The organism is Amycolatopsis dongchuanensis (genome assembly GCF_039542405.1).
Classification (GTDB): Bacteria; Actinomycetota; Actinomycetes; order Mycobacteriales; family Pseudonocardiaceae; genus Amycolatopsis_E; species Amycolatopsis_E sacchari.
In genome coordinates, this window is sequence record NZ_BAABIB010000125.1 from 1 (window position 1) to 12,963 (window position 12,963).

The following is a 12,963-nucleotide window of genomic DNA, read 5'->3' on the forward strand; positions in this document are numbered from 1 at the left end:
CCGGGGCGGCGGGAGTGCCCGGCTCGGGCGCCCGGGGGCGGCGGGAGTGCCCGGCTCGGGTGCCGGGGGGCGGGGGCGGGGGGCGGCGGTGCCAGGCTCAAGGGCCGGGGCGGCGGGAGTGCCCGGCTCAGAGCCCGGGGTGGCGAGGGTCTGCGTCCCCTCGCGCCGGGGCGCGGGCGACTCCCGTCGTGGGGTGGGCGGCGGGCAACGGGCGATTGTGGCGCCCGATGGGCGACGTTCGAGTCTGGCGTCGTGGCTCAGGCAGCGCGCTTCCCCGGGGCAGTGGGCAGGCACCGGGCTTCACCAGGACCGTGGGCGGGCGCCAGGCGAGTCCGACGCCATGGCGTGGGCGGCGGGCGAGGCTGCCGCGATGAACCGCATCGCGCTTCCCCAGGTCTGTGAGGCGGGCGCCACGCACCCCCGTCAGGGCCACTCGCAGGCGCGGGATACCCATGCACAAGCCCCGCAACGATCTCCGCTTCAGAGCGGCCCGCGGGCCAGCGCCGCCGCTCCGCCCCGGATGTGCTCAGCGATCGCCGCGGTGACGGCCGTTCGGGGACTCGCCGTTGCGACTGTGACCGTTCACGGTGCGACGTTCGTCCGAGCCCTGGTTCCCCAGCCGCTTCACTAGGGCCGCCGCGCTCGAGGTGCCTGCCTGGTGCTCCGCCAGCGCGCGGGCGAGCAGGTCGGCGAGTCCGGCGTCCTCGGGGAGGTCGTCGTCCGGGAGCGGTGATCCGTTGTACTCGCTGCGGAAAGGCTCCCCGAGCCCGTCGTCCTCGAAGGCCGGGGTGCTCGTGAAGTGCGTCGAGGTGGAGGCCATGTCGTCGCCGAAGTCCTCGAACGGTTCCAGCGACGGCGGCAGCTTCAACCTCGGCAGCCACGGGTCGTTGACCACGACGGAGCGGTCCTCGACCTCCGGCTCCGCCGAAACCGGTGCCCCGGCATCGTCGGCGGAAGATCCGCGAGTCGAGTCTTCAGAAGCCTCAAGACGCGGCTCGTCCGGACGCTCGTGTCCCTCGTCCTCGGCGGCACCGTGACCGGAGTCCTCGGCCGTCCCGTGGCGCGGACGGTCGCTTGCACCGTGACGCGCGCTGCCCGAGGACTCTTCCTGAACATCCGGGGCGCCGGCGTGGCGAGCGTTCCCGTCCGTCGTGGATTTCCGCCCGTTCACGCCGAGCGCGACGTCCAGCTTGCTCTCCTGGGAGTCGTCTTCCCGTGCGGCCTCGGCAAGCTTCGACGCGGACGCAGATTCGTCGTCCTCGTTCGCCGCCCGTCGACGGCCGCCTCCGGACCCCGCGGAGATGCCGAGCCGGTCCAGTACCGACCGGGCGGCGACCGAACCGTGCTCGGCGTCGTGCCGGGTCGTCGCCTTGCGCTGCTCGTCGTCCACGACCTGGGCCGAAGCCGGTTCGGGCTCCTCGCGGAAGTCGGCGTCCGCGGCAGCCGTGGGCCGGTCGTCGGCGACGTCCTGTGCCGCACGGCTTTCCGATTCACGGTCGAGCACGAGCGACACCCGTGGCGTCGCGGGCTCGTCGGCAGGTGGCGGCGCGAGTGGCAGATCAGGAACGTCCGCCGAGTCGGCCGGGACCGGGGCGAGCCTGATCTCGGGGCGAGCGGCACGGCGCGCTTTGTCGTCCTCGGAACGGCTTTCGTCCGCCCGGCGGCGCTTCGGCAGCGCCTGCGTGCCACCCGCGGACTCGGTCACTGGCCGCGGTTCACCGATGCCAGCAGGATCAACACCGGCCAGCCGCTCAGCCGACGCTCCCTCAGCCGCCCGACGGCGCCCGCCCGTCGACTCGACGTCCACGCGCCGCTCTCCCGGAGCTCCCGTCGCGGCGCGCCGCCCGCTCTTCGGCTCAGCGTCCAGCTGTCGTTCTCCGACCGCGCCCGTGGCGGCCCGCCTGCCGGTGCCGCTCGACGAGAGCTCCTCGGCACGCCGCTTCCCGCCCGCTTCGGGCGCACGTGTGTCGCTTTCACTGCCGGCCGGAGTCAGATGCCGGGTCTCCGCCTGCTTTTCGTGCACCGGAGCGACGATGCGCGGGATGATCACCGTGTGCTCGGCGGCATCGGGCTCAGGTCGCGTATGCCCGCCCTGCCGCCGACCCTGGTCGACGGCAGGATGAGCCACGACCTGCCCGTTCCGCCCGGCCCCGCCGTGCTCCACGTTCCGCCCCGTCCCGGCATTCTCCGCGTTCCGCCCCGGCGCGGCGTGCTCCGCGTCGGCGACCGCGTGCATGTCCACGGTGGGGCGCGTGTCGACGTCGCTTCCGGAGATCACGCGCAGCACGTCGTCGAGGTCCAGGGTCGCGTGCCCGCCGTTGCCGAACTCGCCGGCGAGCATCCCCATCGCCTGCCGCCGGGCACGCGCGTGCACGTGTTCGGCCGCCCGGCTGTGGTGCAGGCACTCGATCGCCTCGGACGCACGGCCCAGCCGTTCTTCGACGTGCGCCAGCTCCGCCCACAGCCGTGCGGTCAGCGCGGGCAGCCCGTGCCGGTCGGTGCTGTGCACGGCGTCGCGCAGCATGACGGCCGCCGCCTCCACCGAGCCCGCCGGCAGCAGCACGCGGGTCGCCACCGCCATCCGGAGCCAGCCCAGCGGCGCGACAGAGGCCGCCCGCTCGGGTTCCACGAGCACCGATTCCGCGATCTCGGCGGCGTTTTCCGTGTCACCACGGTCGAGCAGCGAGCAAACCAGTTGCAGGATCAACCGCACCCGCACGACACCGCCGTCGCAGCCCGGATCTTCGAGCTGCTCGAGCAACCCGAGCCCGGTGCGCGCCGCGTCGGCGGCCCCCATGATGTCCGCGTGCCGCCGCCGGTGCGCCGACATCGCGACGCGAACCAGCGCGCGGGCCAGCAACCGGTCGTCGCCGTCCAGGTCGTCGTCCGCGCCACAGAGCCGATCCGCCTCGGCGAGCGTCCGGTCCAGCTCGGGCTTGCGCCCGAACTGCGACAGGCAGCCGACCAACTGGCACAAAGCCGCCGCTTTGCTGACGCCGCCGACCTCCGCCATGTCCAGCACGGGTCGCAGCGCGGCCAGCCCGGTCAGGGGGACGCCGACGCTGCGAGCACAGAGCGCCAAGTCCGTGCGCAGGCCCGCGGCGAGCGCCGCCTCACCGGCGTCCTCCGCTGCCCGGAGCACGGCGACCGCGCGTCCGACGGTCCCGGCCCGCCAGCCGAGCCGCACCCTCGCCGACACGACGGAGCTTTCGGCTCGCACCCACAGCTCGTCCGATCCAGCGGTTTCGGCGAGCGACGCGGCTCGCTCGCCGAACACCACGGTCAGCTCCGGGGCTCGCAGACCGAGAACAGCAGCCTGCCGCAGCAGGTTCTCGATCGCTGGGTGCTCACCCGTACCGGCCGTGGTCCACCCCGCTGTCGCGGGCGGGCTGGATCGGATGTGCTTGATGGCTACCAATGGGGACTCCGCTTCAGTTCCGGCTCAAGCGTGCTCGCGGGCGCGCGTCAGTCGCGCGTCAACTTGCGGTGAGTCACCCGGTGGGGCCGGGCCGCCTCCGCTCCCATGCGGTCGATCTTGTTCTTCTCGTAGCCCTCGAAGTTGCCCTCGAACCAGAACCACTTCGCCGGGTTCGTGTCGTCGCCCTCCCAGGCCAGGATGTGCGTGGCCACGCGGTCCAGGAACCACCGGTCGTGCGAGATCACCACGGCGCAGCCCGGGAACTGCTCGAGCGCGTTCTCCAGCGAGCCCAGGGTCTCGACGTCCAGGTCGTTCGTCGGCTCGTCCAGCAGGATCAGGTTCCCGCCCTGCTTGAGGGTGAGCGCGAGGTTCAGCCGGTTGCGCTCACCACCGGAGAGCACCCCCGCCGGCTTCTGCTGGTCCGGCCCCTTGAACCCGAAGGCGGAGACGTACGCCCGCGACGGCATCTCGGTCTGCCCGACGTTGATGTAGTCGAGCCCGTCGGACACGACCTCCCACACCGTGCGGTCCGGGTCGATCCCGGCCCTGTTCTGGTCCACATAGGACAGCTTGACCGTCTCGCCGATCCTGACCTCGCCCGAATCCGGCTTCTCCAGCCCGACGATGGTCTTGAACAGTGTCGTCTTGCCGACACCGTTCGGGCCGATGACACCGACGATCCCGTTGCGCGGCAACGTGAACGACAGGTCGTCGATCAACAGCCGGTCGTCGAAGCCCTTGTGCAGGTGCTCGACCTCGACCACCACACTGCCCAGCCGGGGCCCCGGCGGGATCTGGATCTCTTCGAAGTCGAGCTTCCGGGTGCGCTCGGCCTCGGCGGCCATCTCCTCGTAGCGGTCCAGACGGGCGCGGGACTTGGTCTGACGCGCCTTCGCGTTGGAGCGAACCCACTCGAGCTCGGTCTTGAGCCGCTTGGCGAGCTTCGCGTCCTTCTTGCCCTGCACCTCCAATCGTTCCCGCTTCTTTTCCAGGTAGGTCGAGTAGTTGCCCTCATAGCCCACGACCCGGCCGCGGTCGAGTTCCATGATCCACTCGGCGACGTTGTCCAGGAAGTACCGGTCGTGGGTGACCGCCAGTACCGCTCCCGGGTACGTCGAGAGGAACTGCTCCAGCCACAGCACGCTCTCGGCGTCCAGGTGGTTGGTGGGCTCGTCGAGCAGCAGCAGGTCGGGCTTGGACAGCAACAGCTTGCACAGCGCGACCCGGCGCCGCTCACCACCGGACAGGTGCGTGACCGGCTCGTCCGGCGGCGGGCAACGCAGCGCGTCCATCGCCTGCTCGAGCTGCGAGTCCAGTTCCCAGGCGTCGGCGTGGTCGAGTTCTTCCTGGAGCCGGCCCATCTCCTCCATCAGCTCGTCGCTGTAGTCGGTGGCCATCTGCTCGGCGATCTCGTTGAAGCGGTCGAGCTTCACTTTGATGTCGCCGAGGCCCTCCTCGACGTTGCCGCGCACCGTCTTGTCCTCGTTCAGCGGCGGCTCCTGCAGGAGGATGCCGACCGAGGCGCCGGGCTGGAGGAAGGCCTCCCCGTTGCTCGGCTGATCGAGTCCGGCCATGATCTTCAGCACGGTGGACTTGCCGGCACCGTTCGGACCCACGACGCCGATCTTGGCGCCCGGGTAGAACGCGGTGCTGACGTCGTCGAGGATGACCTTGTCCCCGACGGTCTTGCGCACCTTTTTCATGGTGTAGATGAACTCGGCCATGACGTCGATCGTAGAGCCGCGCGTTACCCGGCCGAACGGCGGTCACCATCCAGCGACCCAGCGTCACCCCCCGTTCACGGCACGAACACTTCTCGTCGCGGTGCGCTGACCACCACCGCTCCAGCACGCGGAAGCGATCCCGCCGCCGTGCCCGCATCGCTCCACTCGCCGCCGCCCAGGTCCGATACGGGCTGCCCGTTCAGCTCCACTGCAGCGCCGGACGGTCACCCCTCAACCTCAAGTACAGAGCGAGACTCCCGAGGACGGGCCACCCCCGGACCGTCACGACATCCCCACACACACTCCTGCATCTCGTCCCCCCTGCCGTGTCCCGGTTTTCCTGCCGTGACACCAGCCTGCCCGGGCGAGCGAGCGGTGAAAAGACCCAGTTGACGAAGCTGTGGACAACTGGGGGTATGTGGACAACTCGCGGCTCAGCCGCGCGGTTCGCCCTGATCCGCGAGCTGCTTCAGCATCGCGTTGTACGCCGCGAGATCCGCGTCGCCGGTTTGGTCGGCGCGCCGGTCCTTGCGCTTGGCTTCCCGCTCGTCCGCCCGCGCCCACTGGACCAGCAGCGCGATGAGCACAAGCAGCACCGGCAGCTCACCCGACGCCCACGCGATCCCCCCGCCGAGCCGCTGGTCCGCGAGCAGGTCCGACACCCACGGCAGGTTCAGCTGCCGGTAGAACGTCTCGCCGATCACCGTCTGCTTGGACATCAGGATCACGCCGAAGAACGCGTGGAACGGCATCGCGGCGAACATCATGCCCAACCGCCCGAGGTGCGGCAGGCGCCGCGGCGACGGGTCCACACCGATCACCGGCCAGTAGAAGACGTAACCCGACAGCAGGAAATGGGCATTCATCAGAAGGTGTGCCCAGTGGTAGTCGAGCGCGTTGTCGAACAGACCGGAGAAATACAGAACGTAGAACGAGCCGACGAAAAGCAGGAGCGCCGCAACCGGATGAGTGAGCACGCGTGCCACCGGGGAGTGGACGAACGCCAGCAGCCACTCCCGTGGCCCGGGCGGAGCGTCCTTCCCCGCCGCCGGCAGTGCGCGCAGCGCGAGCGTCACCGGTCCGCCGAGCACGAACAGCACCGGCGCCACCATGGACAGCAGCATGTGCACGCCCATGTGGGTGCTGAACATCGCCGGCGAGTACCGCCCCAGCCCGGAGGACGTGGCGAGCAGCAGCACCGCGCACCCGGCCACCCAGGCCACCGTGCGACCGACCGGCCACTCGTCACCTCGGCGGCGCAGCCTGCGCACCCCGGCGAGGTAGAGCCCCGCGAGCACGAGCGCGGCCGTGCCGTAGACCAGGTCGAAGCGCCAGTCGAACAGCAGGCGCAGCACCGTCGGAGCGCCCGGCAGGTCGTAACCGATGAGCACTTCCGTTGTCGAAGGCTGCGTCACGGCGTCCGCGGGTGGTGGCGTGCGGGCGAGGGCGGTCGCGATGCCGATCGTGACGAACATGATCAGCAGCTCCACGGCGGCCAGCCGCAGCAGCTGCGCGCCACCCTGGCCGTCCACCAGCGCCTTGACCCCGCGGCTGCGCTGCTGCTGGCCGAACACGCCGAGCACGAGCAGCGCCACGATCTTCGCCAGCACCAGCAGGCCGTAGTCGCTGGTGAACAGGTCGGCGAACGAGATCCGGACCAGCGCGTTGATCACGCCGGAAAGCGCCATCACGATCCAGCAGACCAGCGCCAGCTTCGAGAACCGCGTCGCGGCGAGCTTGAGGTGCTCGCCGCGGCGCCAGCCGAGGGCGAGCACCGCGAACAACCCGCCGACCCACAGCGACGCGGCGATGAGGTGGTAGAGGAGGCTGTTGGTCGCCATGTCGTGCGAACCACCGCTGGCGGAGTGACCTGTCAGCGCGACCGGCACGAGTCCGGCGACGGAGACGAAGAACAGCACCGCGGTCCAGCCCCACGACAGCACGATGCGGCAGCCCACCGCGAGCACGAGCGCGATCGCCGCGGTGAACAACCACGCCTTGGGCTGCTCGATCGCGTCGATGAGGTCGACGAGCACCACGGGCGAGAAGATCTCCGTCACGGGCTTGCCCGCGCCGTCCGCCGCGGTGAAGAAGACGGACGCCATCGCAGACGCGAACCACACCCAGGCCGAGACCTCCGCCGTCCTCAACCCCGCGTAGCCGTCACGGGCGACCGTGCCCGATGGCTGGGGAGGCACGAGGAACGCGGCCAGCAGCAGCGAGCCGACGCACACCACGGACGCGGCGTCGGCGATCACCCGCACGACCGCGATGCCGTAGTGCGTCACGACCCCCGGATCGGGCAGGCCCGCGATGACGTAGGTGGCACCGCCGGTGACCGCGATGAGTGCGACCGCGAGGACCGCCGCGAGGATCACGCTCACCGCGAGCAGCGGCACCACGCTCACCTTGCGACGGGAGGGGGCTTCAGACTCCACGCTACGAGGGTAGGCCCGGCTCAGGACGTGACGCCCGCCGCGGTGAGTTCACGGTGACGTGCGCGACCTGCGCCGACGGCGGCGGGAGCGATGAGCGCGGCGAGCAGTCCGACCACGACGAACGAAACGGACAGCGAGGTCACCTGCGCGAGCCCTCCGACAACCGGCGGCCCGGCGAGGAAGCCGCTGTAGGCGATCGTGGTGACGAAGGCGATCTCGCGTTCGCCGCCGCTGTCGTCGTCCCGCTTGCCGGCGGCACCGGCGAGGCTGAGCGCGATCGGGAAGGAAGCGGCCAGCCCGGCGCCCGCGAGCCCGAAGCCGGCGAACGCGAGCCAGGCCACCGGCACGACGGCGGCGACGACGAGCCCGCAGCCGGCGAGGAGCGCGCCGACGGCGAGCGTGCGGGTCGGCCCGAACCTGTTCTGCACCCACGCACCGCCGAGCCTGGTGAGGGCCATGGTGAGGGAGAACCCGGCGAACGCGAGCGCGGCGGCCGCCTGGTCGAGGTGCTGCACTGTGACCAGCAGCAACGCCGACCAGTCCGAACTCGCGCCTTCCGCGAGCGCCGAGCACAGGGCTATCGCCGCGAGCAGCCACAGCACCGGGCGCCGGATGGGGGCGACACGGGTGGCGGCGTGGGGGTGCTCTGTCCGCGGCGCGGCCTTCGGCAGCCCTCGCAGGACGAGCAGGAGCGCGACCAGCACGACGACGGCGGCCACCAGGAAATGGCGCAGCGGGGACCAGTGGTGCGCCGCCGCGAGGCCGGCCGCCGCCGAAGCGAGGAGACCGCCGAAGCTGAAGCCCGCGTGGAAGACCGGCATGATCGCGCGCCCCACCCGGCGCTCGACGCCGACCGCGCCGATGTTCATCGACACGTCGAGCGCGCCGACGGAGACGCCGACACCGAACATGACGAAGCCGAGCGCGAGCACCGAGTCAGCGGCTCCGACGAACGGCAGGACCACGCACGAGAGGAGTGTCGAGGCGACGATCGCTGCCCTGGCGCCGAAGCGTTCGACGAGCCTGCCCGACATCGAGGCGGCGAACACCATCCCGATGCTCGACCCGAGCAGCGCCAGCCCGAGCGAGCCCGGCGCGGCGTGCAGCCGTTCGGCCAGCGCGGGCACCCTGGGCGCCCAGGAACCGTAGACCGCCCCGTTGAGCCCGAACACGACGAAGACCGCGACCCGGTCGCCCACCATGTGACACCTCCTTACCCCACAGTGACTTAAGCGCTTCAGAAAGTCCAGCGCTTTATACTGTCCCGATGACAGGCCGGCGACGCCCCACGCTGGACGACGTCGCGGACGCCGTCGGTGTCTCCCGGGCGACCGTGTCCAACGCCTACAACCGCCCGGACCAGCTTTCCGCGCACTTGCGCGAGGAAGTGCTGCGTGCCGCGAAGCGCCTCGGCTACGCCGGACCGAACCCGATCGCGCGCAGCCTGGCGACCAACCGCACGGGCGCCATCGCCTTCATGCTGGACGCCGGACTTTCCGCGGCCTTCTCCGATCCGGCGCTGTCGATCACGCTGGACGCGCTCGCCGCGACCGTTGACCCCGAGGGGCACGCACTGCTCCTGCTGCCCGGTGGCGACGACGGCGGGCCACGGGCGGACCGCGTGCTCGCCGCGCAGGCGGACCTGGCTGTCGCCTACTCCCTCGCCGACGGCGCGCCCGCACTCCGCGCGGTGAAGCAGCGCGGTCTGCCACTGGTCGTGATCGACCAGCCTTTCGTCCCCGGCGCCGCCCGCGTGAGCACGGACGACCGGGGTGGAGCGGCCGCGGCCGCCCGCCACCTGTTGGAACTAGGGCATCGTCGGTTCGGAATCCTTTCGGCGCAATGTCTTTCCGCCCCGAGAGGCGGTCCGCTGAGCGCCTCGGAAGCGGCGCGTTCGCGGTTCCGCGACAACCGGGAGCGGCTGGGCGGTTATCTCGACACCTTGGCCGAAGCCGGGATTTCTCCGGACTCGGTGCCGATCTGGGAGGCGTCCGGTCTTTCGCGGCAGGACGCGAAAGCGGGTGCACTCGGTTTGCTGGGCCTCGCCGAGCCGCCGACGGCGCTGCTGTGCATGTCGGACGAACTGGCGATGGCGGCGATGACGGCGGCTCGGGAGCGGGGGCTTTCGGTGCCGGCCGATCTGTCCATTGTGGGCTTTGACGACACACCCGCCGCGCAGTGGGCGGAGCCGTCGCTGACCACGGTACACCAGGATCTGGTCGGCAAGGGAAGACTTGCCGGAGAACTCGCCCTGCACCTGCTCGCGGGGAACCGGCCACCGAAACCGACCACTTTGGACGTCAAGCTCGTCGTCCGCGGTTCGACCGCACGCGTGCGATAGCAGAGCGACGGCACGCGTGCCACGGATTTCGGCGAACTGTGGACAACCATGACCCGATCGAGCGAGCGAATTCTACTTATCCACAGAAGTGGAATTGCCTGCTGACAATCCCCTCGTGATGCGCCATTCTGAAGTGCATCAGCGGCACGAAGCCGCACACCATTTCCAGGGGGAGTCTGAAACATGAAACTGCGTGCACATCTGTCGGGCGCTCTGGTGTTCGCCGCGCTCAGCCTGCTCTGCGGAGCCGGAGCCGCGCAGGCGGATCCCGGCAAGCCAGGAAACGCTTGCGAGGCAGGAGAATTCTGCGCCTGGACGGGCGAGTCGTACACCGACGCCGGGCAGCGGCTCGACCTGCGCACGGCGAATCCCGGGGAATGCCTGCTCCTGCCAGGCGGGATCGAGGCGCGCTCGTTCATCAACCAGCTGGACCGTGACGTGACGGTCTACCAGGACGCGAAGTGCAGCACGGAAGGCGATTTCACCACCTATCCGGGCAAGGGCACCTTCGTGCCTCGAGCGCCGTTCGTGGTCCGGGCGATACAGATCTGGGACATGGTTTAGCCCATCGATGTGGCGGCCGGCCGCGCTCCTGGGGACGTCGAGTCCGTGGCCGCGCCGTCCGGGGCCTTGCCTGCGGGCGGCCCCACCCCGCGGGTGCACCCTTCCGCCCCGATACCGGTGCACCCGCGGGTCTCCTCCGGCGGCTTTTTCAGGGGGTGCCGCCGGAGGAGACCTTCCCCCACTGCGGCAGAAAGGAGAGCTTCACGGGTGTTGTAGGCGTCTAGGGGTGCCTCCTCTTGGAGACCCTGTGATCACTTTGTCAACGGCACTCGTCCGCGCTGCTGGGCGAGCACGGCCTCCCGTTCAAGTGCGATGTCCCGCAGAAGGGCGGTGTCCTGGTAGAACGAACGCTTCTTGGTGATCTTGCCGTCGACGACGTCGACCAGTTCGAGGACGGTCATCGTCCAGGGGGTTCCGTGGACGTCGGTGCCACTGTTGGTGGCCACCACCACGACACGGGTCGGACCTTCGGCGATCAGCTCGTCGATGCTGATCGCTCCGACGTCCAGTCCGGTCAGCTCGTGCATCCGCTCGCGGGCCGGTCCGATGGCTGCTCCCTTGTGGACACCGCTGTCGGGGTGACCCCAGTTGAGTTCGACTTCGTGCTCGTCGCTCAGCTCCTTGATGGTGGCGAAGTCCGGGCCACCGGACGCGCGGAGGACGGCCTCGTAAAAGCGGCGGACCACGTCCTTGTTCAGCTCGGCCTGAGTGGGACGTTCTCTCGACATGACAGGGATTCCTTTTCTGTGCAGGCAACAACGTTCGGTCAAGTAGGCAGGAGGTGGTGAGTCGAGGAGGTCCTGTCAGGAGGCAGGTTCGCCGAACCAGCGGTGCGCCGCACGCGTGAGGGCTTCGGGGTCGGGGGTGTGGTCACCGGTCCAGGCGACAACACCGTCGGGCCGGATCAGCAGGGCGCCGAACCTGAGGTCGTTGCTCACCGGTCCTGCCGCGTAGCGCAAGCCCTTCCAAGCCGTGGTCGTGTCGCGGAGGCGGTGGTCGTTGGTGAAGTCGAGCACGACGCCCTGTCCGTCCCGCAGCAGGTCGCCGAGGCGGGTGTCGTCGCGGAACCGGAAATCCGGTGCGGTACGCCCCACCAGCGGGTCGTCACTGCCCAGGTCGTAGCGATGGGAAAGTCCGGAGGTGTTGCGGAAGACGTGCGTTGTGCCGTCGCGGGTGCCGAGGACGTCGTGGATCAATCGCCGCAAGGCCGGCGCGTTGGGGCCCGGGTTCATCGTGGCCACCTGGGCGCGTGACCAGTCCAGGACCGCCGCGCCGACGGGGTGCCGCTCGGCCGTGTAGGTGTCGAGCAAGCCCTCGGGCGCGGTCGCGTGCACAGTCGCAGCGAGCTTCCAGCCGAGGTTCATGGCGTCACCGATGCCGAGGTTGAGCCCCTGGCCACCGAGCGGCGAGTGGATGTGGGCCGCATCGCCAGCGAGCAGGACGCGGCCGTTGCGGTAGCTCGTGGTCTGCATCGCGCGATCGGTGAAGCTGGAGGCGAGGTGGAGCTCGCTGATCGTCACATCGGTACCGGAAACCCGGCGAAGAACAGTTTGGAGGTGTTCACGCGTCAGCGGCTGCGAGCGGTCGAAGGCGCCCCCGTCGAAGTCCATCATGCCCACGTGGCCTTCGAAGGGCGTCCGCAGGTACATGCCTGTGGGCGTCAGGTTGAAGCCCAGCTTCAACTGCTGCGGATCATCGAAGGTGACGCGCGCGGTGTAGCCCGTGAACAGCGGCTCGGTGCCGACGAAGTCGAAGCCGGCGAGCCGGCGCACGGAGCTGCGTCCGCCGTCACATCCCACGAGCCAGCGCGCTTCGTAGTCACGCCCGCCGGCCTGAACGGTGACCGTGTCGTCGTCCTGGGTCATGGCTTCGACGGGAGCACCTCGCAGGATCTGCGCGCCGAGGTTGGCCGCGCGCTCCTCCAGCACCGTGCTCACCGCGTCGAGGCTGGTCATGATGCCTTCCATCGCGGGCCCGGGCAGCCGGTACTCGACAGCGGAGGGGGCGATGTTGGCGGGGTTGAGGCGCATTCCGGCGAAGTGGCTCACGTCCCGCGGAGCGGGTGGCTCGTCCGCGTCGGACGAAGTGCCGACCTGCTCCTTGTCGGCGCCGGATGCCTTCAGCAACGCGTCCAGCATTCCCCGGCGGTAGAACGCCTCGACGGACCCGGCGTTCAGACCCCGCAAACCCAACGGCAGCGCCTTGAACGGCGAAGTCGCCTCTTGATCCCGCTCCACCACCAGCACCGAGCAATCCGCCAGCGCGAGTTCGCCGGCCAGGAACAGGCCCACGGGACCCGCCCCCACGATGACGACGTCGAACATCTTCCAACCGCCTTTCAGGCAGGGGCCCCGTTAGTGCCAGGGCGCTTCAAATCAAGACCTCGGTCGCGAGATCGTGAGGAGGTTTGGTGCATCGCTCCAAGTTGGAACAGTACTCCAACTTGGAGCATCGTTCCAATTCTGGCAGGATGCAGGC

8 protein-coding genes are annotated in these 12,963 nt (G+C 70.0%); 2 read left to right on the plus strand and 6 right to left on the minus strand.

The annotated features are described in order from the left end of the window. Positions 1–526 precede the first annotated feature (526 nt). From ABFX51_RS31390 to ABFX51_RS31405, 4 genes are all read right to left on the minus strand, one after another. Positions 527–3,418: a hypothetical protein gene (locus ABFX51_RS31390; RefSeq protein ID WP_346055869.1), complete on the minus strand. Its 2,892-nt coding sequence runs from the start codon at positions 3,416–3,418 to the stop codon at positions 527–529. Positions 3,419–3,465: 47 nt separating this feature from the next. Beyond that, the gene (gene ettA, locus ABFX51_RS31395; protein ID WP_091513350.1) at positions 3,466–5,142 is read right to left on the minus strand and encodes an energy-dependent translational throttle protein EttA; all 1,677 of its coding nucleotides are present in this window, start codon (positions 5,140–5,142) and stop codon (positions 3,466–3,468) included. 434 nt (positions 5,143–5,576) lie between these two features. Continuing rightward, positions 5,577–7,580 carry a bifunctional copper resistance protein CopD/cytochrome c oxidase assembly protein gene (locus ABFX51_RS31400; RefSeq protein ID WP_245783284.1) on the minus strand — a complete coding sequence of 668 codons (2,004 nt, stop codon included), beginning with the start codon at positions 7,578–7,580 and terminating at the stop codon, positions 5,577–5,579. Between the two features lie 20 nt (positions 7,581–7,600). Next, entirely contained in the window at positions 7,601–8,779 is a 1,179-nt protein-coding gene (locus ABFX51_RS31405; RefSeq protein WP_177228898.1) for an MFS transporter, read from the minus strand. Between the two features lie 68 nt (positions 8,780–8,847). Between ABFX51_RS31405 and ABFX51_RS31410 the strand changes: the two genes are divergently transcribed. Beyond that, positions 8,848–9,921: a LacI family DNA-binding transcriptional regulator gene (locus ABFX51_RS31410; protein WP_091513357.1), complete on the plus strand. Its 1,074-nt coding sequence runs from the start codon at positions 8,848–8,850 to the stop codon at positions 9,919–9,921. Positions 9,922–10,104: 183 nt separating this feature from the next. Next, entirely contained in the window at positions 10,105–10,485 is a 381-nt protein-coding gene (locus tag ABFX51_RS31415) for a peptidase inhibitor family I36 protein (protein WP_091513360.1), read from the plus strand. Between the two features lie 251 nt (positions 10,486–10,736). Here the strand turns inward: ABFX51_RS31415 and ABFX51_RS31420 are convergent, their stop codons facing one another. Both ABFX51_RS31420 and ABFX51_RS31425 read right to left on the minus strand, forming a co-directional pair. Next, positions 10,737–11,213 carry a nuclear transport factor 2 family protein gene (locus tag ABFX51_RS31420; RefSeq protein ID WP_091513362.1) on the minus strand — a complete coding sequence of 159 codons (477 nt, stop codon included), beginning with the start codon at positions 11,211–11,213 and terminating at the stop codon, positions 10,737–10,739. 75 nt (positions 11,214–11,288) lie between these two features. Continuing rightward, positions 11,289–12,809, minus strand: a complete 1,521-nt coding sequence (locus ABFX51_RS31425) for an FAD-dependent monooxygenase (protein WP_346055870.1) — start codon at positions 12,807–12,809, stop codon at positions 11,289–11,291. Positions 12,810–12,963 lie beyond the last annotated feature (154 nt).

What these genes read in the sequence shown, in the direction of transcription:
- ettA (WP_091513350.1), bottom strand. Translation starts at nt 5,142, where the DNA reads ATGGCCGAGTTCATCTACACCATGAAAAAGGTGCGCAAGACCGTCGGG.
- ABFX51_RS31420 (WP_091513362.1), bottom strand. Translation starts at nt 11,213, where the DNA reads ATGTCGAGAGAACGTCCCACTCAGGCCGAGCTGAACAAGGACGTGGTC.
- ABFX51_RS31415 (WP_091513360.1), top strand. Translation starts at nt 10,105, where the DNA reads ATGAAACTGCGTGCACATCTGTCGGGCGCTCTGGTGTTCGCCGCGCTC.
- ABFX51_RS31425 (WP_346055870.1), bottom strand. Translation starts at nt 12,809, where the DNA reads ATGTTCGACGTCGTCATCGTGGGGGCGGGTCCCGTGGGCCTGTTCCTG.
- ABFX51_RS31410 (WP_091513357.1), top strand. Translation starts at nt 8,848, where the DNA reads ATGACAGGCCGGCGACGCCCCACGCTGGACGACGTCGCGGACGCCGTC.